At 64.0% G+C, this 25192-nt stretch carries 26 protein-coding genes and 1 pseudogene; 8 read left to right on the forward strand and 19 right to left on the reverse strand.

What is annotated here, in order from left to right; all coding sequences use genetic code 11:
- Positions 1-35: 35 nt before the first annotated feature.
- From ASE00_RS13915 to ASE00_RS13925, 3 genes are read right to left on the reverse strand one after another with little or no spacing between them, the layout of a single operon-like run.
- Entirely contained in the window at positions 36-2258 is a 2223-nt protein-coding gene (locus ASE00_RS13915) for a GumC family protein (RefSeq protein WP_235538667.1), read from the reverse strand.
- A gap of 36 nt (positions 2259-2294) precedes the next feature.
- The gene (locus tag ASE00_RS13920) at positions 2295-3071 is read right to left on the reverse strand and encodes a polysaccharide biosynthesis/export family protein (RefSeq protein WP_235538668.1); all 777 of its coding nucleotides are present in this window, start codon (positions 3069-3071) and stop codon (positions 2295-2297) included.
- A gap of 1 nt (position 3072) precedes the next feature.
- Positions 3073-4383 (reverse strand): O-antigen ligase family protein, encoded by a 1311-nt coding sequence (locus ASE00_RS13925; protein WP_056381179.1) that lies wholly within the window; start codon positions 4381-4383, stop codon positions 3073-3075.
- 484 nt (positions 4384-4867) lie between these two features.
- Between ASE00_RS13925 and ASE00_RS13930 the strand changes: the two genes are divergently transcribed.
- The 3 genes and pseudogenes from ASE00_RS13930 to ASE00_RS24485 form a co-directional block, all read left to right on the forward strand.
- Complete coding sequence (locus ASE00_RS13930; protein WP_056381181.1) at positions 4868-6148, forward strand: sugar transferase; 1281 nt, start codon at positions 4868-4870, stop codon at positions 6146-6148.
- A 133-nt stretch (positions 6149-6281) separates the two neighbouring features.
- Positions 6282-6728, forward strand: coding sequence for a metallophosphoesterase family protein (locus ASE00_RS23525; RefSeq protein ID WP_235538669.1), 447 nt, complete (start codon positions 6282-6284; stop codon positions 6726-6728).
- Between the two features lie 109 nt (positions 6729-6837).
- Positions 6838-7228, forward strand: a pseudogene (locus tag ASE00_RS24485) (hypothetical protein); the annotation flags it as partial.
- Positions 7229-7537: 309 nt separating this feature from the next.
- On the opposite strand, the gene ASE00_RS13940 reads toward ASE00_RS24485, so the two are convergent.
- Positions 7538-7735: a helix-turn-helix domain-containing protein gene (locus ASE00_RS13940; RefSeq protein WP_235538670.1), complete on the reverse strand. Its 198-nt coding sequence runs from the start codon at positions 7733-7735 to the stop codon at positions 7538-7540.
- A gap of 179 nt (positions 7736-7914) precedes the next feature.
- Between ASE00_RS13940 and ASE00_RS13945 the strand changes: the two genes are divergently transcribed.
- A complete protein-coding gene (locus ASE00_RS13945; RefSeq protein WP_056381185.1) occupies positions 7915-9534 on the forward strand; it encodes a recombinase family protein in 1620 nt (539 codons plus the stop codon).
- 154 nt (positions 9535-9688) lie between these two features.
- On the opposite strand, the gene rlxS is transcribed toward ASE00_RS13945, so the two are convergent.
- The 6 genes from rlxS to ASE00_RS13975 form a co-directional block, all read right to left on the reverse strand.
- Positions 9689-11656, reverse strand: coding sequence for a relaxase/mobilization nuclease RlxS (gene rlxS / locus ASE00_RS13950; RefSeq protein ID WP_056381707.1), 1968 nt, complete (start codon positions 11654-11656; stop codon positions 9689-9691).
- Between the two features lie 260 nt (positions 11657-11916).
- Complete coding sequence (locus ASE00_RS13955; protein ID WP_235538671.1) at positions 11917-12285, reverse strand: hypothetical protein; 369 nt, start codon at positions 12283-12285, stop codon at positions 11917-11919.
- A 232-nt stretch (positions 12286-12517) separates the two neighbouring features.
- Positions 12518-13126 (reverse strand): lytic transglycosylase domain-containing protein, encoded by a 609-nt coding sequence (locus tag ASE00_RS13960; protein WP_056381189.1) that lies wholly within the window; start codon positions 13124-13126, stop codon positions 12518-12520.
- The gene (locus ASE00_RS13965; RefSeq protein ID WP_056381190.1) at positions 13114-13695 is read right to left on the reverse strand and encodes a S26 family signal peptidase; all 582 of its coding nucleotides are present in this window, start codon (positions 13693-13695) and stop codon (positions 13114-13116) included. The genes ASE00_RS13960 and ASE00_RS13965 overlap by 13 nt, the downstream gene beginning before the upstream one ends.
- Positions 13682-13921, reverse strand: a complete 240-nt coding sequence (locus ASE00_RS13970; RefSeq protein ID WP_056381709.1) for a helix-turn-helix domain-containing protein — start codon at positions 13919-13921, stop codon at positions 13682-13684. The genes ASE00_RS13965 and ASE00_RS13970 overlap by 14 nt, the downstream gene beginning before the upstream one ends.
- Before the next feature lie 324 nt (positions 13922-14245).
- Positions 14246-14545, reverse strand: a complete 300-nt coding sequence (locus ASE00_RS13975) for a DUF736 domain-containing protein (protein ID WP_056381711.1) — start codon at positions 14543-14545, stop codon at positions 14246-14248.
- Positions 14546-14932: 387 nt separating this feature from the next.
- Here ASE00_RS13975 and ASE00_RS13980 point away from each other — a divergent pair, with 387 nt between their 5' ends.
- Positions 14933-15151 (forward strand): hypothetical protein, encoded by a 219-nt coding sequence (locus ASE00_RS13980; RefSeq protein ID WP_056381193.1) that lies wholly within the window; start codon positions 14933-14935, stop codon positions 15149-15151.
- Between the two features lie 218 nt (positions 15152-15369).
- On the opposite strand, the gene ASE00_RS13985 is transcribed toward ASE00_RS13980, so the two are convergent.
- From ASE00_RS13985 to ASE00_RS24080, 3 genes are all read right to left on the reverse strand, one after another.
- Positions 15370-17157 (reverse strand): ParB/RepB/Spo0J family partition protein, encoded by a 1788-nt coding sequence (locus ASE00_RS13985; protein WP_056381196.1) that lies wholly within the window; start codon positions 17155-17157, stop codon positions 15370-15372.
- An 85-nt stretch (positions 17158-17242) separates the two neighbouring features.
- Entirely contained in the window at positions 17243-17665 is a 423-nt protein-coding gene (locus ASE00_RS13990; protein WP_056381198.1) for a DUF2958 domain-containing protein, read from the reverse strand.
- Entirely contained in the window at positions 17662-17871 is a 210-nt protein-coding gene (locus ASE00_RS24080) for a hypothetical protein (protein WP_235538672.1), read from the reverse strand. Before ASE00_RS24080 ends, ASE00_RS13990 begins: the two co-directional genes overlap by 4 nt.
- 388 nt (positions 17872-18259) lie before the next feature.
- On the opposite strand from ASE00_RS24080, the gene ASE00_RS13995 reads away from it, so the two are divergent.
- Positions 18260-18445, forward strand: coding sequence for a hypothetical protein (locus ASE00_RS13995; RefSeq protein ID WP_056381200.1), 186 nt, complete (start codon positions 18260-18262; stop codon positions 18443-18445).
- A gap of 133 nt (positions 18446-18578) precedes the next feature.
- Here ASE00_RS13995 and ASE00_RS14000 read toward each other — a convergent pair whose 3' ends face one another.
- The 3 genes from ASE00_RS14000 to ASE00_RS14010 are packed head-to-tail and all read right to left on the reverse strand — an operon-like array spanning position 18579 to position 20206.
- Entirely contained in the window at positions 18579-19358 is a 780-nt protein-coding gene (locus tag ASE00_RS14000; protein WP_056381202.1) for a sulfite exporter TauE/SafE family protein, read from the reverse strand.
- Between the two features lie 10 nt (positions 19359-19368).
- The gene (locus ASE00_RS14005) at positions 19369-19887 is read right to left on the reverse strand and encodes a rhodanese family protein (RefSeq protein WP_056381204.1); all 519 of its coding nucleotides are present in this window, start codon (positions 19885-19887) and stop codon (positions 19369-19371) included.
- 4 nt (positions 19888-19891) lie between these two features.
- A complete protein-coding gene (locus ASE00_RS14010; protein ID WP_056381206.1) occupies positions 19892-20206 on the reverse strand; it encodes an ArsR/SmtB family transcription factor in 315 nt (104 codons plus the stop codon).
- A 70-nt stretch (positions 20207-20276) separates the two neighbouring features.
- Here ASE00_RS14010 and ASE00_RS14015 point away from each other — a divergent pair, with 70 nt between their 5' ends.
- A complete protein-coding gene (locus ASE00_RS14015) occupies positions 20277-21161 on the forward strand; it encodes an MBL fold metallo-hydrolase (protein ID WP_056381713.1) in 885 nt (294 codons plus the stop codon).
- A 303-nt stretch (positions 21162-21464) separates the two neighbouring features.
- Positions 21465-22118 carry a hypothetical protein gene (locus ASE00_RS23535; RefSeq protein ID WP_156405428.1) on the forward strand — a complete coding sequence of 218 codons (654 nt, stop codon included), beginning with the start codon at positions 21465-21467 and terminating at the stop codon, positions 22116-22118.
- Between the two features lie 380 nt (positions 22119-22498).
- Here the strand turns inward: ASE00_RS23535 and ASE00_RS14025 are convergent, their stop codons facing one another.
- From ASE00_RS14025 to ASE00_RS14035, 3 genes are all read right to left on the reverse strand, one after another.
- Positions 22499-23485, reverse strand: a complete 987-nt coding sequence (locus ASE00_RS14025) for an IS110 family transposase (protein ID WP_200957927.1) — start codon at positions 23483-23485, stop codon at positions 22499-22501.
- Positions 23486-23652: 167 nt separating this feature from the next.
- Complete coding sequence (locus ASE00_RS14030; RefSeq protein WP_056381209.1) at positions 23653-24564, reverse strand: HEPN domain-containing protein; 912 nt, start codon at positions 24562-24564, stop codon at positions 23653-23655.
- A 66-nt stretch (positions 24565-24630) separates the two neighbouring features.
- Positions 24631-25146, reverse strand: coding sequence for a DUF2285 domain-containing protein (locus ASE00_RS14035; protein ID WP_056381211.1), 516 nt, complete (start codon positions 25144-25146; stop codon positions 24631-24633).
- Positions 25147-25192: the final 46 nt, after the last annotated feature.

The following is a 25192-nucleotide window of genomic DNA, read 5'->3' on the forward strand; positions in this document are numbered from 1 at the left end:
GCTACGGATGAGAAGGCGCCGCTCCATTCAGACCATCATCCGGCTCGGTTTTCGACCGTATCGCCATAGCCATAGCCATAGCCATATCCATAGCCATAGGCCAAATCGCTGGCCTTCAGCTTCGTCAGGATGGTACCGAAGATATGGGTATTGACCATGCGTAGACGGTTGATCGAAGCGCGAATGCCGCGCACCGCAGCGCCTTCTGCCTGCACGACGAGCACCGCCCCCTCGACCGCGCGACCAAGCAAGGGTGCGTCACTGAGACCGAGGATCGGCGGCGCGTCGACGACGACATGGTCGAACATCCCTTGAAGTTCGTTAATCACCTGCCGAATGCGGTCGCTGCTGAGCAGTTCGGCGGCGCTCGGCGGCTTCGGGCCGGAGGTGAGCACCGAGACGCCCTTATGCGCGGTGGGCCGGACGAGTGCTTGGATATTATCGTCGCCCGCCAGCGCGTTGCTCAGCCCCGCCTGGTTGTCCAAACCGAGCAGATGATGGATGTCTGGGGACCGCATGTCGCCATCGACCAGGACGACGCGCCGGCCGGTGCGGCCAATGATCCGCGCCAGCGAATAGGATGTCGTCGATTTTCCTTCACCCGGCCGGGTGCTGGTGACGATGAACGACCGCGGTAAGCCGTGGTCGGTGGTAAAGGCCAGATTGGACCGAATCGTGAAATATGCCTCCGAAAAATAGGATTTCGGATCCTCGATACTTTCGGTGACATCGGTATCGGTCAGCGGCACATGGCCGAGCAACGGCAGATGGAACATCTGCTGAATCTGGCCAGGGTTGCTGACCCCCTCGTCAATCTGTTCGAGGCCAACGGTGGCCGCTATCGCGAGACCAAGACCGATAACAAGCGCCAGCGCCATATTCCGCGGCAGACTTGGCGCCGACGGGGTCTGTGGAACTTCTGCGTTGTCGACAACCACGATGTTACTCACGCCCACCATGCCGGCGACGCCGATTTCCTTGTAGCGCTGGAGCAGCGCGTCATAGAGTTGGCGATTGGTATCTGCTTCACGCTGGTAGATATTATACTGGATCGCATCATGCTGCTGGCGATCGAGACGGCCCTTGAGCGCGGCGACCTGCGCTTTCAGATCATTCTCACGCTTAAGCGCTTCACGATAGTTGAGCGAACGGCTTGTCATCACCCGCCGAGTCTCACGCGCGATCGATTGATCCAAATCCTGGATCTGTACCATCAAGGCCTTGGCTGACGGATAGTTTGGCTCGAAACGGACAACGAGCTTCGCATATTCTGCCGCCAGATCGGCGCGGCGCTGCCGCAGCTGCGCGATCGTCTGGTTGGCAAGTACTTCGGCATTATCGCTTCCGCCGGCCCCGCTCGTCGCGCGGCTCTCCGCTGCTATCCGATCCGCGGTAGCTGTATTCAGGGCATTGTTCAGCGCCTCTAAGTCGCTGGCAACCATCGTCCGCTGGATTTGCGTCTTGCCTTCAGCATCGCGCGTCGTGCTGAGCGTGACGATGTCGTTCTTCGACGCATAGGAGACCACTTCGCGCTCCGACTGCTCGAGCCGGACGCGGAGGTTCGCCAGCCGCTCCTCCAGGAACCGCCGAGCATCGGCGGTCGATGCCAGCTGCCGGTCCATACTCGCCGCGATGAACTGCCGCGTCCACGCGTTGGCAATCTCAGCCGAGGTGGCGGCCGAGCGTGATGTGTAGCTGATATTGACCAAGCGGGACCGGCGCACTGGCACGATCTCTATATTCTCCAACAGCAAGTCGATCGCCAGCTTTTGCCGTGCCTGGAGCTGGGCAGCTGTGAGGCTGCCCTGCCCGCTGACACCGAACCTATCGGAATCAAGGTCTATGCCATGGGCCGCGAAAAATGCGTCCCGGCGTGCGAGGTGAAGCGCCTTGGCGACTCGGTCGGCCAGCGATTGCGCGCGCAAAAGCGTATATTGGGTTTCGTAAAACTCCAGATCCCGATCCGCGCCATCGGAATCCAGGCCTTCGACCTTGGTCACCTTCTTCTGTTCGCGGCTGATCTCGATCTGGGCCTTAGCGGTGTAGCGCGCAGGAGACAGGAGCGTGATTATGAGTCCGATGGCAAGAGCCGCAGCGATAATCGCGGCAATCAGCCAGCGCCAGCGCGTCGCTGTGTGCCAATATTGCTTCAGGATCGGCGGCAGCGTGTAGCTGTCATCATAGGGGTTTTTGGGCCGCCCGCTGGCGCTCGGCATTGCGAGCGTCTGGATGGCGCCCGGTACATCAGCATCACGCATGGAAAATACTCACGATGGAGAGCCGCATTCCGTTTCTCACCGGAACCGGTCGACCGCGACGATCAAAGGCGTCGTCAGCAGCGGGACGACCTGGAGAATATCCTTGAAGGTCCGGCGCGCCCTGGACTCACCAACGACAATGACATCATTGGCATAAACGTCGGGATCGGGATAGGCGCCGAGGCGAATCGCCTTCAAACTATAGAGCGCCGCGAATTTCTCGCCGCGGACGGTCCGGAATATCACGACCTCGTTGAGCTTGGCGAACTCGTCGGTGCCGCCTGACAAGGCAACGGCGCGCAGCAGCGTCATACGTCCGACGACAGGAAATAGCCCAGGTTTCCTAACCTGGCCTTCGACAGTCACGACCTGGCTGACTGTCTCCTCGAGGTTGACCGTTACCTGGGGGTTGCGGACATAATTAGCGGCAAGCCGTTTCTCCAGCAGATGTTCGATTTCGCCCGGCGTGTTGCCGGCAACCGTCAAAACCCCAACGAGCGGGAAGGAGATGCGGCCGCTGGCATCGACCTGAACTTTGCGCTTTGACAGTTCGTCGATCCCGAACACGTCAATCATGAGCTTGTCGAACGGCCCGACAATATAGGGGCGATCGACTTCGGTCAGGTCGCTCCGGTCAGGCACGGGGAGCTCCGTCGCGTCCATGACCTGGAGATTCGGCGCGCCACCGACCTTTGGGGTCGAGGCGCAACCCGCCAAGGCGAGCGCCGCCGCGATCGTGGCCAGACCTTTGCGCATTACACCAAAACCCCCGTTCGATATTTTTCGTTGTAAAATCAGAAACAAGCCCGTCAATTCATTTTATCCGGGAAACCGCTGGTCCGAGTGGCACCATCCACACGACCGAGACACAAAAAAGGCAGGCGAGAGCCGGCGTTCGCAGCGGATAATCGCCGACGCTGGCCAATCCCAGGATCAACAGGCTCCAAAGACCTGCGCCCGCAAGATCGGCGTCGACGCGAATAGCCTTTCTCGCCCGCCACCATCGCCTTGAGGCCACACCATAAGCCGCTATCGCCGCGACAAGCAGGAGCACGGCCGGCAGCCCGCCCGTCACCAGCAGTTCGAGCGGGTCATTATGGGCGTGACCGAAAGCTGTCAGGTCGAGCAACGCACGGGGCTCGTGCACGCGGTATATTTCGCGGAACGAGCCGATGCCCGAACCGATGGGGAAATATTCGGCCGCCATGCGCAAGATGGGGCCCCACGCCTTGAATCGAACCTCCTCCGTCTCAGCACCGCGCACCAATCGATCGAAGGCCAAAGCGCGGCCCATCACAACCGTTACCAGTACGATGGCGATCATTGCCACCACCACGCCCCCCCATAAGAGGCGGCGCGGCAGTCGCCGCCCGGAGGCCGGCGCTGGCAAACGATAGAGAAAGGGTATCGAGAGAAGGCCTACGGCCAGCGCCATGATGCCCGCACGCGACCCCGCGACAAGGATAAGCGGCACCAGAAACAGGCCGATTGCCAAGGCAAGTCCGGCGCGGAGCCGCGCGTCGAGGCGATCCCGACGAGACGCCGAGGCATATGCCGCCAGCATCGGGAACATCGTGGCAAGAAACGCCGCATGGTGATTGCGATTGGCGAAAAGGCCGTCGACCCCCTTGCTGGCGAACGCGTAGAAATAGAGCGGACTGGCGGGACCGCCGCTTATCTGGGCCAGCCCGAGCAGCGCGCTCGCCATTCCCAGCAAGATGAGCAGCATAAGCGTCGCCTCCTGTTCGCGCCGGTTCAACCTGATCATCAGCAGCAGGCACGCGACCGGCGGGAGCATGGCGAACAGCGCGTTCCATGTGCCCGAAGGCACGAGGCTAATCGGACGCCATAGGCCGTGCAGCCCGGCCGCGGCGTCGATCGCCACAACCAGGCCGCGTCCGGGCAGCCCCGTCCAGAGCAGCGGCGGCATTGGAATCAGATGGATAGCAACGAGCCCGATCATCGCGGCGGCCATGATCAGCAGGAAGCGATGCGCTCTCAAAGGTTCAGCGGTCATCCCCCAGATCGCGTAACCCAATGCCAGGGCGGCAAGCGGCCTGAGTATGATGAGCGATTCGATATCGGGCCGTGATCCACCGCCCAGCGCAAATGCCGCCAGGAGCATGATACACAGGACCCAAAAGGGTGCCCCTAGCCGCGCTGGCGTGGCGGTGACCGATGACTTCACGCGCCGTGCTGCAGGAGGGTTGGTGCTATCCACATCACCTCGAGATCAAAGATCGCTCGCTGGCAGGCCCTTGTGCGATCCTGCGGCCTGTAGCCGACTTCCCGCCAGGATCAATAGCATTGAATCTCCCGGCCGTTGTGTCTCAGCGCACAGCCGCGCGCTGGAAAAATGCCATCATCTGGCATCGCGCGCCGTCGCTCGCGCTATCTCACCATGCTGGTGCCATGCGATCGGCGTCCGTAAGGGAAACTTACAGGGTTGATCTCCCGGACGATCTGGGCGACGGCTTTCTGGCGCCGGGGCAGAAATGAGAAAACTGCGGCCTTCGGCCTGTTTGTGCCATGGATCACTGCTGCATTTAGCCATTCGATCTACATGTTTGGGCGCTGTGCAGGGGTAAGCGGGGGATTGCGGCGTGCTCATGATTCGTGAGCCTAAGATGCGGCAGATGCGGGTGAGCGCGCTCAACGCGCTATCCGCTCAATTCCTCATCGGCTTCTGCGGCGCCATTTTGTTCCCCGCCTTTATCCGCTACGGCGATTTCGATACCGCGCTGAAATCCTCGGGATTTCCCTGCAGCTTCGTCGGCGCGTCGGTCGCGATAGCATTGGCTATCCTGATGTTGCGGCGGGTGACGGCCTATCCGGGCACACGCACCTTCGGCTATATCCTCCCCTCCTTCATCGGCGCTTTCGGGCTCGTGCTGGCCGTCCTGTTCGCGCTCCGGCTCGAATATGGCCGCATCTATTTCGCATCCACCTTCGTGGCCTCGATCGCGATCTTCTTCATCCTGAGCATCTACCTCAATCCTCGCACGCGGCGGAGGTTCTACGTCGTGCCGGGATTCGACATGGAAGGCCTGACCCTCCCCGACGATGTCGAGTGGCTCCGCATGCGCAGCCCCGCCGTTCCCGAAGACCGCTCGGCGTTCATCGTCGCCGATTTCCGCCGGGATCATCCGGCCGATTGGGAGCGAATGCTGGCTGAGGCCGCGGTTCAGGGCCACACTGTATTCCATAGCAAGCAGGTCCTGGAGTCGCTCACCGGGCGGGTGTCTATCGAACATCTGTCGGAGAATAATTTCGGGTCGCTGCTGCCAAATCTCGCATGGCGCAAGGCGAAGCGCGTCATCGATCTTCTCAGCGCGATCCTGATCCTCCCGCTTCTCTGCCCGCTCTTCCTCATCGTGGGGCTATGGATCAAGCTGGACTCGCCCGGTCCAATATTTTTCTGCCAGACCCGGATCGGCGCGGGCGGCCAACGCTTCCGCATCGTCAAATTCCGGACGATGCGCCAAGCAGCACAAAAGAGCGAAACCGATCCCGAGGCTGCGATGACGCGCGACAATGACGAGCGTATCACCCGCGCCGGACGATGGCTGCGGCGCAACCGAATCGACGAATTGCCGCAGATCTTCAACATCATCCGCGGTGAGATGAGCTGGATCGGCCCCCGTCCGGAAGTCGAATCGCTGTCAAAATGGTATGATGCGGAGATACCCTTTTACATCTACCGCCATATCGTACGCCCCGGCATCACCGGCTGGGCTCAGGTCAACCAGGGCCATGTCACCGACATCCCCGCCGTCGATCGCAAGCTTCAATATGATTTCTATTATATCAAGAATTTCTCGCTATGGATCGATATCCTGATCGCGTTGCGAACGGCGAAAATCGCTGTTACCGGATTTGGCGCCAGATAGCCGCGACGCGGCAGCACATCGCGTCTGACGGAGGTGATGCCTTGCCAGGCTTCCCGCGACCTGCAATCGGATTTCAATCGTGGGCGTAACCGATCTTCTCTGCTTTTGGCGCCGGCCTCGAGGATCCTTTGCGGTGCCGGCCCATCAACGCTGGTATGCAATCGGCGACATCCATGGCTGCTATGCCGAACTCAACCGGCTGATAAAGTCGATCGACGAAGATGATGCACGCCGGGGACCGACCGATACGCGCTTGCTGTTCGTCGGCGATTACATCGACCGGGGACCTGCCTCCCGCGAGGTGATCGACCTCATGATGCGCCTCGACATCGGCGGAGAGCGTGTGATTTTTCTGATGGGCAATCATGAGGAAACTCTGCTGTCGGCGGCCGATGGCAATCGCCGCGCCGCCGCGCTGTTCCACAAGATGGGCGGGCGGGAAACGCTGTTGAGCTACGGSATATCGGCGCRGGACTATGACAATGCCGATCCTGCGGGAATTATCGACATGATCCGCACGGCCATCCCGTCCGAACATCTCGACTGGATGCGCAATCTTCGCATGTCCCAAGGACTATGACAATGCCGATCCTGCGGGAATTATCGACATGATCCGCACGGCCATCCCGTCCGAACATCTCGACTGGATGCGCAATCTTCGCATGTCCCATGCGGTGGGAGATTATCTGTTCGTCCATGCGGGCATCCGCCCCGGCGTGGCCCTGAACAGCCAGCTGTCGTCCGACCTGCGCTGGATCCGGAAGGAGTTTCTCGAATCTTCCRTCAGCCACGGGATGATGGTCGTGCACGGCCATTCGGTTTCGGAGCAGATCGACATAAGATCGAACCGGATCGGGATCGACACCGGCGCCTATGCCACGGGCAGACTCACAGCGATCGGCCTGCAAGCCGGGAGATCGGAAGAGCAGCCACGGGATGATGGTCGTGCACGGCCATTCGGTTTCGGAGCAGATCGACATAAGATCGAACCGGATCGGGATCGACACCGGCGCCTATGCCACGGGCAGACTCACAGCGATCGGCCTGCAAGCCGGGGATCGCTGGTTCCTACAGAGCTGACCGGCAAACGGGCAACGAAGGTCGCGCTCGGACTTGATACGCGACAGCAAAGACTGAACTTCGGCGCATGTTCCCCCTCATCCTCTGCGTTCAGAATATATTGCGAGAAAATTCATTGATCGTTGACCCAGGACGGGCGCGCTGCTCCAAATCGGCCGAAGTCGCGAACCAAGCCCGGCTGCTCTTCCCGCCAAGATCCGAGCCCGCGCCAGCCGTTCGCGCCGGGCCGATGAACATTTGAAGCCCCTGAAAAGCGGAGCCCAGGTGGCTCACAGCTGTCGAGGCGCGAAAACTGGGATCAGACCGGGCCTAGGAATCGTCAGCGGGGCCGCTGGCGCGCAGCAGCTCGGTGGCGTCGACCTCCAGCACCGCGGCGATTCGTTCGAGAACGTCGATGCTTACGCCATAAACACATCGCTCGAGCGCGCTCACATAGGTGCGGTCGATGTCGGCGCGATGCGCGAGCTCCTCCTGTGAAAGTCCCCGTGCCCGCCGCAGGTCTCGCATATTCCGCGCGAAAATTTGCCGAATCCCCATCGCGCGAGTGATTGACCGTTGCAGAGTATACCACCACGGAGTATTCAATACATATGAGACCAACGCTGAGCGAAGGGATGCCGTCAACCGCGCGCCATGAATTGGAACCTAGCGCTGTCACCGGCATTTTCCTGCGCTGCGGGCTTTGAATGACGTCGGAAGCTCTGGGTGGTGCTTGGCCGCTCTCGCTGCGGCAGGCCGATCCGCATGGCCGCGGCGAGGCGGCCGTACCTGATGGCACTGAAAAATCCGCGCGGCCAGCGCGGGTACAGGCTGTTCAATATCTGCGGATGTCGACCGAACGCCAGGTCTATTCAACCGCCTATCAGGCCGAACGTATTGCCCGATATGCCGCCGAATGCGGGTTCGAGATTACGAAAACCTTCGCCGATGAAGGGCGCAGCGGACTGACATTACGCGGACGCCCGGCACTACAGCAAATGCTGTCGGAGGTGCTGTCGGGCAAGGCTGGGTTTCAGGCGATCCTGGTCTATGACGTCAGCCGATGGGGCCGTTTTCAAGACAGCGACGAGAGCGCGCATTATGAGTTTCTATGCCGGAAGGCGAATATCGCGGTCCATTACTGCGCTGAGCTTTTCGACAATGACGGCAGTGTGACGGCTTCGCTTCTCAAACATCTTAAGCGCGTAATGGCGGGAGAGTATAGCCGAGAGCTGTCGAGCCGGATCTTCGCCAGTCAAGCCCGGCTAGCCCGGATGGGCTACCGTGTCGGCGGGCGCGCGCCTCTCGGGCTGCGCCGGCTCCTGCTGGACAGCGCTAACAGTCCCAAGACGATTCTGGAGGAAGGAGAACATAAGTTCCTCCGATCGGACAAGATCGTGCTGGTGCCGGGACCGGATGACGAAATCGAGACGGTCAGGCTGATCTTTGCGCTTGCCAGCGAGGGCAAAACTGACCGCCACATTGCCCGGGAACTTGACCGCCGCAACATTGGCCCGCCGCGCACCGACCGGTGGAGCCCTTATACAATCGGCGCCATCGTCAGGAACGAAATCTATATCGGGACGCTAATCTATAATAAGCGATCCTATAAGCTGAAAGGCGCTGTTAAGCCCAATCCCCGCTCTGAATGGATACGACATGAAAACCACCTAATACCCTTAATAGATAAGGATTTATTTCAGCGCGCACAGTTGACCAGACGGCAACCCGCGCCATCCTTTGACCGTGCCGGGTTACTCCATGAACTGAAACATCTTCTATCAAAATATGGCTATCTGTCGCTCAGCCTGATCAGGCGTGAATCGCCGATCAAAAGCGCAGACTGGTTTCGGGAATATTTCGGCTCGCTGCGCGCAGCCTATGCTGCCCTTGACTACGATCCGGGAGCAGGCCGCAATATTCCGCACCGCAAGCGATCGGAATTGGCTGCGCTGATGAACCGGACCCAAACCGCGTTGCGCCGCGAAGGCGCCGTGGTCGAGCGGCCTGACGCAGGGCCCGTGCTGGTGGTGGACGGCAAGGTCCGCTTGGGCGTGCTTCTGTCCTGGTGCCAGCCCGCGACGCGCCACTGCGCTCGCCACACGCGCCTCCTCAAAAATCTCAAAGCCGACCTGGTCGTCATCAAGCTTCCCAAACATATGGGCAGCTATTTCCTCTGCCCCACCGACGCCTTTCCAGAGAAGGGGGAGCTTCGTATCGGACCAACGACGCTCGAGCGGCTGTCGGCCTATCAAATGGCGCACCTCCAGCAAGCCTATGCGCGTATCCTCGCGTTCCGCTCGAACGCCGGACAGGCCGGAGGCTAGAATCAGGCCGCTTCTTGACCGTGAAAATGCCGGCCAGCGGTACCCGGGTCGCTATCGGATATGCTGACCAAGCGATCGAAAGGGATCGCTTGCCCACTGTGGATGTCGATATCCGAGAGGGCGCACCCTCTAATGCCGAGCCGCGCGCAACCGCTTACGATATCGCCGGACCATCCCGATACCGGCCCAGCCGCCAATTTATCCCGTCCGACCGCATCAGCCCCGCGACTTTGGCCCCCATCTGCCGTTCAAGCATCGGCCGCCACGGCACCAGCGTGAACTCCATCGACTTCTCGACCAGCGCGAACCGCCCGCCGGCCAGGTCGACGCGCCGTGCCAGCCGACCTTCGATGGCGCTGCCGATCCGTGCCTCGACGAAGGGCTTACCGAGTTCTGCAGCGAGCCGCTCGCCCGCGCCACGCAGTTCCCGACGTTGCAGCAGCAGGACCGCATTGGCGCGCAGCCGCACCTTGCCACCATCGATGTCGGCCAGTTCCTGTTCAATCAGCCATTGTCGCCGCGCATCGAGCGCGGAACGGACCTCGCGGCCGAACCCGGCATCGCGCACGGGCATCGGCGTCGCGGCGCCGATCTCCCGGTCGAGCCAGGTCGCGGCATCAATTGTCTTGAGCCGCGCGATAGGCAACGCCGAGAACGTCTCGATCTCGACGGGTCGGTCGCGCAGGCCGCGCGCCTCATAGGCAGCAGCCTGGTCGAGATGATCGGCGCCGATCGTCCAGCTGCCGTCCGCCATCCGCTCCACCGTCATGCCCGCGCGCCGCATCGCCTCGAGCCGCCGGACATGGGCCTCGGCGAAGCCCTGGGTCGCGCCAGCGTCGTGCCGCAGATGCGCGTCGATCGAGTAGCGTCCGCCATTGCCCTGCGCGACCGCGGCGACGGTCCGGTCGACCTCGCGCACGGCAGCGCTGCGCGGTGCGATGCGGACGATCGACTCCTCCGGCATGGGCTCGGTCAGGTCGCCGCGGCCGATGTCGAGATAGTGTACCCGCCCGTCGATCCCGTCGACGATCAGATAATGGCGGTCGTGATGCTCGTCCGATAGGCCGCGATGCACGATCCGCCCGACAATCGGCTGATCGAGCTGGTCGTGGATGCGCCGATCGACGCCGGCGCGATCGAGCTTGCGCGCGGTCAGTTCGCGCTGCATGGTCCTAATGATATCACCGCGCTCACCCATGTGGCGCAGCGTGTCTTCGATACCATCGGCGAGCCGCCACCGCCCGCTGCCGAGATCTTCCGCCAGGCCCATCGCGCCGAGCTTGCGCAACCGGCCGGCCGCGACCGACTGCTGGAACGGGTCATTGCTCGCAGCGGTCACCTTCCGTTCGTCGTCCATCCGCCGGATCAACCGCCGGTCGATCGCGGTCAGCCGTTCCTGCTCGACGTCATGGCGCAGCCGACGCTCGATTTCGCGATCGGTGCGGGGGCCGAGATCTATCGTCGCCAGCTCGGCCGCGCGCTGGCGTAAGCCATGGGCGATATACTCGCGCGCGATGATCAGATTTTGACCGCGATCATCGACGCCGCGCAGCATGATGTGGGTATGTGGCTGGTCGGTGTTGAAATGGTCGACCGCGACCCAGTCGAGCTTGGTGCCGAGATCATGCTCGGCCTGGGTCATGAGGCGGCGGACATAGGGCTTGAGATCGGCATATTCGGCGCCGTCCTCGGCGGACACAATGAAGCGGAACTGATGACGGTCGCCGTCGCAGCGTTCGAGGAAAGCCTTGCCGTCGGCTTGGCCGGCCTCCGGGCCGTAGAGCTCGCCGGGCGCGCCCTCACGCGTGACGCCGTCGCGCTGGATGTAGCGCAGGTGCGCGCGAGCGCCGGACAGACCGCGTGCGCCCAGCCTGACGAGGCGCGTCTTCACGATCGCGCGGCGGCTGCGCAGGCCGGCGAACCGGTCACGGCTGGACAACAGCCGGCCGATGCTGGCGCCGCGGCCGATCCGGCTGCCGTCGAACCGCCGGCTGGCCACCCCGGTCTTCGCCCCGGCGAGCCGGGCCGCGACGGCGATCCGGCTGGTAAAGCGCAGGGTCTCGTTGCCGTCCTTGCCCTTGGCGCGGCCGAGCTTGGGCGTGAACCCGTCATTATCGTCCATGACCATGACTCCGACCGCGGGAAATCTCGCTGAGATGGGACAAAAACGTCAGATTTCCGCCATTTTGAGACTGACTGTCTCGCGCGGCCCAGTCCCTGTCTCCTGAAAAAACGATGTGCAGACAATCACTTGAGCAGGGTCGCGAGACACTGCCTTTATCTTGTTTTCCGGATACCCCTTCCCCCTGCCCTTCCCGGCTCAAATAAGGGCGAGAAGCAGCGCCGGTCCGACGCTGCCGCTCCCCCGCAAGCGATGCGCGATCAGTGCGCATCGGCCATCGCTGCACGCGCCGATTTACGCGACCGGCAGAAGCGCTTTCCCATCGCTGCGTGGGCCATTCCGTCGCCATCCACGAGCATCACGCTTGCGAACCAGCGGCCGTCGAACCGGCCGCAGATCGCGATCCGATCGAGCTCCAGGCCATCCTCGTCGCTGCTCTCATAGGATCCGAGCCAGCGCTCATCTATCCGCGCCTCCCAGAGGAAATCGCTCTCCTCGGCCTCGACGAAATGATGTGCCAGAACCTCTGCACCGCGCCCAAATTCGATTTCCAGGCCCGCCATCAGCGTCGCGATCACGCGATCGTTGCTCCTCTCCGACGCCGTTCCGATGCACCGAACCATGCCCATGATGACCTCCCAATCTCGCATTCTCACCATCGAGAACGGCGTTTGCGCGACGGGTGGCGGAGCGGCTGTCAGGGCCGCGGCGCGAAGCGCAGCGCCGCGAAGCGGACGTGGGGGGAGCCGATTTTCGAAGAAAATGGGGGGGCACCCACGGGCCTTGAGAGCCGTTCCGCCACCCGTCATACTGGGTCTGTCGAGACGAGCCTCCCCCCTCTCAGGGGACCGCAACCTCGCCTCATCGGCCGTCATGACGCACCACGAAGAGCGAGGGCGGAGACGGTGCAGGCGCGGACGATTCCGACTGTCTCGGCGCCGGATACCGGACGGCAAACAGGGTTTCGCGCGGCGTCTCTATCGCCCGGCCGCCCGCGGCCGGCGGCACGCCGCCGACCGTCCGGAGATAGGTGGCCGTCTCGCCGGGAAGCGCGCCGCCAGTCGCGAGATGGGCCGCATAGCGCCCAGGCCCGGCATTGTAGGCGGCGAACAGGCCGGGATAGCCGAAGCGATCATACATCTGCCGCAGATAGAAGCTTCCGGCGAGAATATTGTCGCGCGGATCGTCGGGATCGTCGCCCAGGTCGATCCGTTGCCGCATCGCTGCCCATGTGCCCGGCATCAGCTGCATGAGGCCCATCGCGCCCGCGCGGCTGCGGATCGGACGCCCGTTGAGCCTCGTCTGCCCGTTGCTTTCTGCCCGCATGACCCGCTCGATCCAGCTGGCCGGTAGGCCGAAGCGGAGCGACGCCTCGGTGATGTAAGGCCGCCAGTCGGCGACGCGCTCGGCGCTTGCCGGCAGTTCCGCCAGGAGCGCAGCCGCACAGGCTATGTTCCTCAGCGGCGCCACAGCAGCCGTGCCTTTCCGATGACGGCGCGCGCCTCGGTCGCGCCGAAATAGCGGCCGTCAAACGAGGCCGGGTTATCCATGAGCAGAAAGAGCTGGCGGCCGTGCAGGCGGATGCAGCCCGACCATATTGGCATCGCCCGGCCCTGGCGGTCGGTATCGCGGCGGACCGCAACCGGACGGCCGTTCACAAAGATTCGGCCGTCCAGCGCGCAGATCTCGTCGCCGGCCAGAGCCGCGACGCGCTTCACCAGCGGCACGGTCGCCGGCAGATAGCGGCGTTCCGCCGCGAACCGCCGGAAGCGCTCGGGAATCCAAGCGATCACCATGTCGTGACGTTCGATCGGCGCGCCGGACGTGACGCGATAGAACCCCACCGGCGCACTCGCGCTCGCATTCCAGACGAGCCGCGGCGATGGCGGGAACATGATGGTGAGCCCGAGCAGGGCGATGCCGAAGCCGGTGATCGCGATGCGGCGACCGACACGCTGCCGGCGTCTTTTGGTCGCGCGAAGCTGGTCGCCCCAGTCGAGGAGCGGCGTCGCCGAGCGATCCCGGTCACGCCGCGCCATGGCCATCGCCTCCCCCCGACTGGGCTCTCGACCAGGCCTCGAGGTCATCGATATGATATTGGACGAAGCGGCTGTGGCGGCGGAACACCGGGCCCTTGCCCGCCCGCCGCAGCCGTTTCAGCAAGCGACTGGAAAATTTCAGATAGGCCGCCGCCTGGTCGGTGTTGAGATAGGGCGACCCGCGCTTTGCCCGATTCGCGCGGGAAATGTCGTCGTCGCTGTCCATGATGGCCATCCCTGCCTGAAGCCAACGGCGACGTGCCGTTGCTGGCCCCGGGCATGGCGCGCCCGGCACCCGCTGCGCAGGGTCGAAAAAGCTGGCCGTGCTTTTCGACCCGGCAGGCCGCGTCCGGCTTGCGTTCGGCCGGTCCAGCGAGCGGGTGCGACGCGAGTAGCGGTGTGGGTTATGCCGGGCGGCACGGACATTTGCGATCCGTGCGGCGGAAAGCGGACACTGGCAAACGCCCCCGCCTGCCAGGTCCCTCGCGAGCTAGGGCAAATCCGGCGCACCGCGCGTGCCCCGCGCGCGATCGCGCGCGGGGCGTCCGGCTCAGCGCGACCAGATGAGCTTGTGCTCGCCGTCGTCGCCCTGGGTCAGCGTCGCGTAGATGGGCGCCGGGAAGGATGGATCGTCGAGCTTGAGGCTCAGATATTCCGCCCCGGTGTCGCGCGCCGCCTTGGTCCAGCCCGCGCCGAACTCGACGCCGCCTGCGCTCACGCGATGGTCCGGCGCCTTGTCGTGCTCGCGCTCGACCGGCCGGATGCTGGCCTTGACGCGAAGGGTGAGGGTGCGGATCTCGCCCGTATAGACGCCGCCGTCGCCGCGGGTGAAGCTGCCGATCTGTGCCATGATAACCTCCATTCCTTAGGTCGATGCCGCCCGATGCGGCTTCGATGCGGTTGTCAGGCCGCGGGCCTTCCGGCGCGCACCTTAAGGCCGGAGCGCAAGCGGAGGACGGCCGGAGCCGGGCTTCTTGGTGCGCGAGGAGGCGCGGGCTACCCGCGCCGGGGAAGAAGGTCGGCGAAGCCGTTGCGCGTCGAAGGAAGGCATGCGGCAAACCGCGATCGATCAAGGCCGCCGTGGCCGCATCGTCCGGAAAGGAGGTTGGCTGGCCCGCCCGATCGGTCCGCCGATGGCGATCACCAGGCTTCGGCCCCAGGCGGAATAGCCGGCCGTCAGCGAGAAGATTTGGCCTCTGGCCGGTCCCCCGCTAAACGGCGCGCAAAGGATAGAGCGATGACAATATCGGACGAGGTTCGCAGGCTGATCGAGCGGCTGTCGCCGGCGCCGATCTGCGATGACTGCATCAGCGAACGGCTCGGCCTGTCGGTCCGCCAGCACGCCAACCACAAGACCCGCGAACTCGCCGGCACAAAGGGTTTCGAACGCCGCAAGGATGCCTGCGCGATCTGCGGCGTGACCAAGCTCGTGATCCGCCACAGCGGACATTGCTGAGGCCGGATCGCTGCCGCGCTGTCTTCCCAGCTTTCCCGATGGCGCGATGGGCAGCAGGATTCACGCATGTCGTCCAGCATCGGGTTGCGTGACATGGTGTGAGGACGACCAATTTTTCCGCGATGAACGCCCGCGCGCCGATGCCGGAACGGCGGAGGTGCACGGCCGGATTTAAGGGTCCGGAAAAGCCGGGCGGGGTTGCCCCCGCCCGCCTAGGATCACGCCGCCCGGACGAAATGATCGGGCTCGCTCGCGGGGGCGGGTACGATCCGCGAATCGCACGCGGCGACGGCCCTGGCATGGGCCGCGACGGTGCCGACACCGCCGCGCATGGTATAGGCGCTCGGCGGAAACCGCATCCAGCGCGGCACCCAGCGCTCGACCTTGGCGCGACCATCGGCCCCGGCCAGATGATCGCCGATGATCCGCTTCAACGTCTTCGACGGTTCGCTCGCATTGGCGGCGGCGACCGTCTCGCCTGCCACATCGGCGACGATCCGGCCCAGCAGTTCGCGGTCGCGGATCAGCCCGAACAGGGCATCGTCGGCCTGCCACCAGTCGGCCATGTCGATGCCGATCTCGGTGCCGACCGCCTCGACAGCGGCGCTGCCCGCCGCCAGCGTCTCGCCGATCACGACCGCAATGACGTCCATGACAGCGGGGTCCGGAAGCGCGAGCAGGCGCAGGAAGATCGCCGAAAGGCGATCTTCCGCCAAAGCGTAATCGCCCCCGCTGCCGCCGGTGACAGTCGGTTCCTCGGATGGGAAGCCGAGCAGGTCGAGCACGGCGCGGCGACGTTCGTCGAACACCGTCTCGCCGCGCGCGGTTTCGACGCTTTCGCGCACCGCGTCGTTGCGGGTGGTCTGCGGCTCGGGCCTTATGGTCCAGAGGTGCGAGCCGACGACGGCGTGGGCGACCATCAGGCGCAGCGCCACCTCGGGGCGGGTCAGCAGCGCGGCGCGGACGGCGGCATGACGGTGCAGATCGACATAGGTCTGCAAGGCCGAGGTCAGTTCGGGGCGCTGCGGCTTCGGCCCTTCGGGAGCCTCGCCGCTCGCCGTGCGCCGCGCTTCCTTGCGGGTCAGATAGCCTTCGTGGAAGGTCACTTCGCCGGTCGAACGGACATCGATATAGATGCGCCCGCCCTTGCGCTTCGGGGCCTTTTCATATTCCCATGTATGGAAATGCTCGGACGCGGGCACGATCACGACATCGCTCCAACCATGCTCCAGATAGGCTGCGCGCCGCGCCTCAATGGCGGCATATTGCGCGGTCCAGAAGGCGTCGGGATCCGCGAAATAGCGATCCTCGCCGAACAGGTCGGCGACGGTCGCACCGGGGTAAGCATCGAGGTCGAACAGCGCATGCCTTGCCGCGATCGGCTGCCCGCCAAGGACCCAAGCCTTTACCTGATGGCCGGTCGGCGCATAGGCGTCGGGGTCATCGTGAAGCGCCAGCCATGCACGTTGCTGGCGCTTGCTGGCAAGCGTCAGGTGGCGAACGGTGGTGCGGTCGATCTTCTCTTGCGTGTAGAGGGTGCGGATGCGCGGCAGCAGGTTGCCGAGCGCCAGCACGCGGCGGATGGTAAGATCGGGAAGCCCGAAGGTGGCGGCGATGTCGTCCACCGCGCGGCCTTCCTTGACCAGCCGGGTGAAGGTTTCCCACTGGGTCACCTCGTCGGGGTCGAGCCGCGCGATGTTCTCGATCAGCGAGGCTTCCAGCGCGGCGGCATCGTCGCCCGCCTCCATGATCGCGGACGGCACGCGGCCAAGCTCAGGGTCCGCGCCCTCGTCGGCCCGCGCGAGCCGCGCGGCATGAACGCGTCGTCTGCCCGCGACCAGTTCGAATCGACCCTCGGCGAGGCCGGGGCGCAGGATGACGGGAACGATGATCCCGCGCCTGCGCACGGTCGGCAGGATATCCGAGACATCCGGGGCCTTCTTCCCGTGCCGCATGTTCACGGTGCTGTCGTCGATATTGCCAATGTCGATATATTCGAGTTTCATGACGTCACTCCTTGTGGGTGCCGGTCCGTCGTTCTTTGTGGGAGGGCGGACCGGCTTAGGGATCGGCGGCAAACGGCCGCCCGCGTCATCCGGCCCCGTCAGGACTTGGGGGCGGAAGCTGGTTGGCTCCGGCGCGGCGGAGTTCCTGTTGGGCTGACAGGATCGATCCGGTTCGGCGGGCGGCATCCGCCCAAACCGACAGCGCGTGCGGCGTCTTGAAAGCGATATCGCGCTCGATGCCGAGGTCAAACGGCAGGCGAACCGAGGCGATCTCGGACAGGCTGAAATAACCAAGTTCTGGGCAGCCGAAACCGAGGTCGGCAAGGCCGAACAGGGTGTCGTCGTCCTCGTCCAATTCGGTCGCCAGCCATGTCGCTGCGCCCACCGGATTGAACAGTTTGAGTACCGGCAGCGGATCGGGCTCGGGCTTGTCGTCGCGCTGGGCGGCGCGATGATTGATCGCGTTCGCGCGCAGCGCGGAGCGAAGCTCGGGGGTCAGGAGGTTCATGCCGCGAGCCTCCCTGCGATGCGCGCTTCCTGGGCTTGCGCGTAGCGGGCGAGCAGCCATTTAACGGCCTTTGTCGCGGCGCTGGCGGCGCGGAAGATGGCGCTTCCTCGCGCCCCATCGGTCCCCCGGACCGCCGGGTTTCCGTTCAAGTCCTGCTGATCCTGCGCCGCCAAGCGGCGGGCGCTGCGCTTCGATGCTCTGGGCACACCTGTCCTCCTCGCCACCCCAAAAAAGCACAGGGCCTCCCCGCGACGGCGGGGGTGGGCAGCGAGACGCGACCAAAAGGCCCGGCTCAAGCGGGCGAAGACACCGTAAGGGCGGAACGACAGTGGAGCACCCCGAAGGGGTTGGCTTCGCCCGGGGCGGGCCTAGCCGGGCGCGCCGCCCGCACCCGCCGTAATGGGAGCCCCCAAAAGCGCCGCCGCATACGCGGCGACCGCGCGCGGGCCTGATCCGCGCCTGCGGCCATGTGCGGAAGCGAGCGGCGGCGCAGGAGGCGCTCGCATCTGTTGCCGCCTATCGGCCAACGCGCCGGAACATTAAGCCCGTTCAGCGATTAGTGCACTTAGCGACATATTGGGGTCGGGGGACCACATGGAAACCGAGGAACTGCTCGCGAAGATGCGCGGGCGCGTGGAGCAGTGCCGCAGGCTTGCGAGAGCCATAACCGATCAGAAGGCGGTCGACGTCCTAAACCAGATGGCCGATGAAGGCGAAGCCGACATTGCGCGCCTCATCGCAGAAAATGGCCCGCGCGCACGGTCCGGGGACGCCAACTGAGGCTGCTCGCCGAGGCCGGCCGTCCCTGGCGAAGGACCGACAGCACCCATCGCACCGCGATCATTGCGCTCGCTCACGCCTTAGCGGCACCCGCTTTGGCCTGCCACGGCTATCTTCCCGGCGCATGAGCGGGTCACATGGACGATGCGCTGACATATAGGCCCACCGCGATCACGACAGCGGCAAAGCCGCGCTCCAGCAGCCCCTTGCAGGCGCCAAGCGCCTTGCCCAAGGCGATCCCCGCGATCGTGCCGCCGACCCCGCCTGCGACCAGCAAGGCGGTGACGGCCCAATCGACCAGCCCCGATGCGGCATAGGACAGGGCAGTCGTCAGTCCCAGCGCGCTGACGACGACCAGCGAGGTGCCGATCGCATAGGGCAGCGGCATCGCCGTGGCCGTAATCAGTCCCGGTACGATGAGGAACCCCCCGCCAATCCCGAAGAAACCGGCGGCAAGGCCGACGCCGAGGCCAATCGGCACGAGACGCGGCAGTAGGGCCGCCGCGCTGCCCAAGGTCAGGCGGACATCCGGGGCCTCCGCCGTCCGGCGCCGGCGCAGCATCGACAGACCGACGCCGATCATCAGCAGTCCGAACAGGACGAGTAGCCGCCTGCCGTCGAACGCCTTGCCCAGTTCCGCGCCGAGCGCCGCGCCGATCATGCCTGCCGCCGCGAACACGCTGGCGCAGCGCCACTTGACCCGGCCGGCGCGCGCGTGGCCGACGAGGCTGGCGAGCGCGTTGACGGTGACGGCAACCGCCGCCGTGCCGATCGCGGCGTGCGGCGATCCGACCCCGACGACATAAATCAGCAGCGGTACGGCGAGGATCGACCCGCCGCCGCCCACCAATCCGAGGATCAGTCCGATCACCCCGCCCGAGGCGAGCGCGGCAACGATGGTGGCACCGTCCATGGCCGTCGCCTCAGGCCGCCGCGCGCCGATTCCACGGCATCGTCCGCAGCAGGCTCGCCATGCCACACCATCCGGTCGCGCCGGCGAAGATCAGCCCGGCGCCGACGAACGCCGACAGCCCGAAGAAGCCGGGCGTGACGAACAGGCCGAGCAGCACCCCGGCCAGCACCAGCGCGCCGGCGGCGATCTGCACCTGCCGCATGATCTCCAGAGGCTGCGACCGATCGGCGATGGTGGCCTGTCCCGCGCCGCGCCACCCATCGATTCCGCCCGACAGGATATAGGCCGGCGCGCCGCGCGCCGCCGCCGCAAGCCGTGCGGCGTTGGCCGAGGTGCGCATTCCCGACCTGCAATGGAAGACCAGCGGGCGGCCATCGCCCAGCAGATCGCCTATCCTGTCGAGCGGCAGGTTCACCGCGCCGGGGATATGTTCGCGCGCATGTTCGTCGGCGCCGCGGATATCGATCAGCCGCGCGCCGGCGTCGATCGCGGCGCGCGCATCAACAGGCGAAAGGGTCACAAGCGTCATCGCGTCAGTCCTTGCAATAGAGTTGATAGAGGGTGGCGAGCAGCGCTTCGACACGGGGATCGGCGATCGCATACCACAGGGTCTGGCTTTCGCGCCGATAGGCGACGAGCTTCTCGTCCCGCATCCTGGCCAGATGCTGCGAGCAGGCGGATTGCGACAGGCCGACATCGCGGGCGAGGTCGGTGACCGTCATCTCGCCATGCTCGACCAGCTTGCACAGCAGCATCAGGCGCCGGGCATTGCCGATCGCCTTCAGCGTGTCGGCGACGTGGGTCGCCTTTGTTTCAAACGTCGCCAGGTCCATCGGTGGCTTGAGCATGTTGCGCTTCCATTAGGTATTGCTAATATAGCATAAGCTAATATATTTGCAAGGCACAATGGAGACGATCATGGCGCAGCCGTTCATCGAGGCCTTTTTCGACGAGCCCACCAACACGATCAGCTATCTCGTCGGCGATCCGGCGACGCGGACGGCAGCGGTGATCGACCCGGTGCTCGACTTCGACATGGCGAGCGGAGTCGCCGACACAGGCTCGGCGGAACGGATCATCGCGTTCGCGCAGGCGCATGACTGGCGGATCGCCATGGTGCTGGAAACGCATGCCCATGCCGACCACCTGTCGGCGGCGCCGTTCATCAAGGCGCATAGCGGTGCATGGATCGGCATCGGCGCGCATATCCGCGACGTGCAGAAGATATTCCGTCCGGTGTTCGCGATGGACGACCTAAAGACCGACGGCTCGGACTTCGACCGGCTGTTCGCGGATGGCGAGCGCTTCGCGATCGGCGGATTGGACGTCGAGGTGCTGCATGTCCCGGGGCACACCCCCGCCGATGTCGCCTATCTGATCGGCGATGCCGCGTTCGTCGGCGACACCCTGTTCATGCCCGACTATGGCACGGCGCGCGCCGACTTCCCCGGAGGCGACGCGCGCACATTATATCGTTCGATCCGCCGTCTGCTGGCCCTGCCCGACAAGACGCGGCTGTTTCTGTGCCACGACTATAAGGCGCCGGGACGGGACGATTATCGATGGGAGACGACGGTGGGCGAACAGCGCCGCGACAGCGTGCACGTCCATGACGGCGTCAGCGAGGATGATTTCGTGGCGATGCGCCAGCAGCGCGACGCGGGCCTGTCGGTCCCCAAGCTGCTGCTGCCCTCGATACAGGTCAACATCCGCGCCGGCCGTTTCGCCGAGGCGGAAGCGAACGGCGTCAGCTTTCTGCGCATTCCGCTGAAGTGGAAGAACGGCGGGGATCGCCAAAGCTGACGCGCTCCAGGCGAGCAGCCCGGTCGATCGCCGGTTCCACGACAGCCGGGAGCACCACGTCATCAGCCCGCGCCAGCGATCGTTCTTTAACAGCGGGGTTTAGGTCAAGGGTAGAATCGACACGCCTTGCCTATTGGGTTCTGGTGGCAGGCCTCGACCCAATTCGGTCATCATGCCGCGTGATAGCGAAGCCTATTATCTGCTATGAAACCCTCCAAATTGGACAGTTCTCATTCCAAATCGGTTGCTGCACGCTGGGAAAGCCATTAGCTTTAATCAAACAATCGAGCGATGATGAGGACCATGAACTGGCAAAACCTTACTGCACTCGCAGTTTGCGTTATAAATGTCGGGATGGTCGCTGCGGCCCCACCTACATCATTCATTTTCTCAGATAACCGAATCGCAGGTGAAGATCGGCCGAGGACGCTGTCTCTTCTTATAACTTCCTGCCAATATGGTATCCGCGTCCTAAGTGATGAGGGTCGATCCCGAGATCGGATAACCGCCCTCAAAACTGCACTAGCAGAGGAACTTGGGACCGCGCTCGACGGACATACATTGAATATCCTATCGTATCAGATTTACTTCAACAACGCGGCGGTTGCAGCGAATTCTGCCGCCGGTGTTGTTGGTGGTGTTGCTGGAGCGCTTTTGACAAAAGATTCGACCCACGCAAAATGCAGTCATGAGAAAACGCCGGAAGGCTGGTTCGAAGCTGCAGAAACCACCAACGGCAATACCCCATTCGTGATACAGATCAGGGCTCAGTTCGATGAAGTTTTGGTCGAAACACGCAGTGTGTACTCCCCTTCAATCCTTCTTCGCCTGCCGCCGACGGCCTTTGCTAGCAGAGCGAAGGTCAATTTCGCGGATGCCGTGGCCGCTCCAGAAGTCGATGCGGCTATCAACAAAGCTAATCTTGATCTTATCAAAAAACTTCGAGTGCGCCTTTAGCAGTCTGGAAAACCCCTGCCAGTAGCGAAGATGTCCACGGAACTGAGCCTCTCCATCGCAGCCCTTTGATAAGGTTACGGCAGCACTGCGTCCAACGACAACAAAAGTGGACGGCCATCTATCCAGTACAAATCGCCATCCTGATCGAGATCATCGTTGCCGGGCTCGTCGTTCTTTCCGAGGTCGGCTGCCGCCGCCTCACTATGGGCTACGTCGGTTAGATGCCTCATCGTTACCCGCGTGGTCCAAGGCCACAACGATCGCTGCGAGGTCATCAGCCCCATCGTCCCGGCCGGACGATCTGCTCAGGCGAGCAGAACTGGGAGGATCAATGGTCTCAAGCTTCGGCGGTTTGGGCTGCCCATTCGAACTCCGTGCCATCAACCCAAATACAATGGAGGATTACCGCAATCTTTCGTGCGACGGCAATCCTGGCCTTTTTTTAAACCGACTCGTTTGGTCAATCGCACGCCCCACGCCTTCAGGGCGGACCATCGCTCGATGCGCCCTACGAGCACTGACGCCGCCTCGAACAGATACGTCCGCGCGAGACCGTCCCCCAATCTCGATATGCGGCCAGACCAGTCCATCTCTCCAGACTGGTGTCGACGCGGCGTAAGGCCGAGATAGGCGCCGACATCGGTAGATCGCTTGAACCGCGCCGGATCGTCGATCGCGCTCATGAATGCGAGAGAGGTAAGGGCACCGACACCCGGCACCGTCATAAGCCGCTTAGCGGTCTCGTCCCTCCGCGCAATGCCGAGTAGCAATCGGTCATATTCCTTGATCTGATCGCGGATCGTGGCGACGACCTTCAGGAGTGGCATGCACATCGCCGCCAAAACTTCGTTCCGCTCGCACGCGGCTCGAACACGATTGCTGAAGCCCCGCCCGGCCGTGCTGCCCAACATTGTGCCAGTCGTCTTCATGATATTGCGCGCCTGGTTTTCGAGGTCTCGCCGCATATTGATAAGCCGCTGCCGCGCAAGGAGAAGGGATCCGCGGCGATGCGCCTCGACCGATTTCGCATGGGCGGCTTTATACCATCCGACCCGCATCAGCTCCGCAAGCCCCCTTGCATCGTTCCGATCTGTCTTGTTGATGTGCATGGAGAGAGCACGGTGCGCATGCCGGGCCTCCATATGAACCACCCGCAAGCCTTGGCTCCGCAGTTCTCGACATAACCAGCTGCTCGACCCACCAGCTTCCAGCCCAATGCGCTCGGCATCCCGCGCATGCTTCGCTAGGTAACGCCCGATCGCCTCTGGATCGGTTTGGACCTTCCCCTCCCGTACAAGACCGCCGTCTCGATCCATAATACAAACGCTGGTCTCGGCTACCGAGACGTCCAATCCCACAAAGAGCATGACCTGACCTCCAATTACAGAAGAAGATTATGCTCCGCTCCGGTGAGTCGGCGACGCCCCGCTGTCACCGGATGGCCGAGACCCGGCGCGGGACTCGGCGGAGACCGCCTACAGCGGTCGGAGTAGAGCGCGGCCGGCCGCTACCAGCGGCCGGGGCGCCCGGCTGCTCAGGCGGCTTCCGCCAGCCTCTCCAATCGCGCCTCGCAGAGACCTCGGACCAGCTCGCCGAGCAGACCGACCCGCTCGGCCAGCCAGGCAAGCTCTTCGGCCGAAATCCGATATTCGTCGGAATAGCGCGCCTTCACATAGGCGGCGCGGAGCAGCTCATAACAGCGGCGCTCGAACTTGGCGCCATTAGGCCAGACCTGCTTGAGGCCCGGTTCGATCTCCTCGGAGAGGTTACGCAGCCGGTTGAGATTATGGGTCTTGGGACTGTAGAGCGTCCGGACCAGGAACAGGCAGTGATAGAAGCGCTCTGCGGCTTGGTGAAGCAGGAAAGCAGCCTCCTTCTCCCACCCGCGAGCAATATTGTCCTGAGCGTTCACGTAAAAGCGTGAAGCACTCTCAAACCACTCGTCAAAATAGCCGCGCGTCTCCTGCAGCGCCGCCTCGGCCGACAGGGACGTCGGCCGCACGAAAGGGTGGCCGGGCTCGGCGTGGAGCAGGATACCTTCGCGCAGGATGTCGAGGAAGAAATAGCGGCCGCGCGCGAGCTTGTCGTTCACGGTCGCGAGACTGTCGACGATGAAGTTGACCGGGGTGCGCAGCACATCGCCGGCGGCCAGGTCCGCCAATAGCCGGGCGTCGGTGTCGAGCCAGAATTCGGGAATGTCGGCAAGGTCGTCATGGTTGACGACGATGAGGATGTCATAGTCGGAGAAATAGCGGCCGATCGGATCGTCGACCCAGTCACCGCGCGCATAGGATCCGAACAGGATGATCTTGAGGATCTGGCCATCGCGGAAGCGATCGGCGCGGCGACCCGCGATCGCCTCGGCGAAACCGCTGCGCAGCCGCTCGACGACATGCGCGATTTCACGCCGCTTGGCTTCGGGCAGATGATCGAGACGCCGCTTCATAAACTCAAGACTCGCGCGAAAGCACGCCGATGCCAAGCCGAAACTGCTCCGCGATCGTATCGCCGGTCATTCCCGGCGCAGCAGCGCGCGGTAGCCACCGGCGGCGAGACGGCGGGCCTCGCGCACCAGCCGGCGGACCTTGAGGCGCATATGATCGGAAAGGCCGCGCCATTCGGCGGCGACCCGCCCGGCGCCGAACAGCGCCACGGCGAGGTCGCGCTGCGACGCCCCGGCGCGAAGCCCGTCGAGCAGCTGGACCATCTGCGCCAAGCGCGCCGCGCGCCGGGATCGCGGGCGCAACGCCGGCGGCAGCACGCCACGATGCGACAGGCCGGCGAGACGGCGCAGGGTCAGTAGTGGGGGCGCGAGGCCATCGATACCCAGCAGGATGACGCGCGGCACGACCGGACCTTCGAGGACGGTGCCCATGGCGACGTCGAGCCGCAACTGCACGCCGTCCCGCCGCAGCAACACCCGTTCGCCGCCGGTGCCATCAGGCTGAACGAAGAGGTCGCCGCCGAGCCGTGTGAAATCGATCGCGGGCACCCCCGGCATGGTGCCTGGCAGCGCTTCGAGCGACACGACATGCGGGTCGGCCGCCGCGGTCCAGAAGAGGCGCGCCTGGTCG

The sequence above is a fragment of the Sphingomonas sp. Root710 genome, assembly GCF_001429065.1.
Classification (GTDB): domain Bacteria; phylum Pseudomonadota; class Alphaproteobacteria; order Sphingomonadales; family Sphingomonadaceae; genus Rhizorhabdus.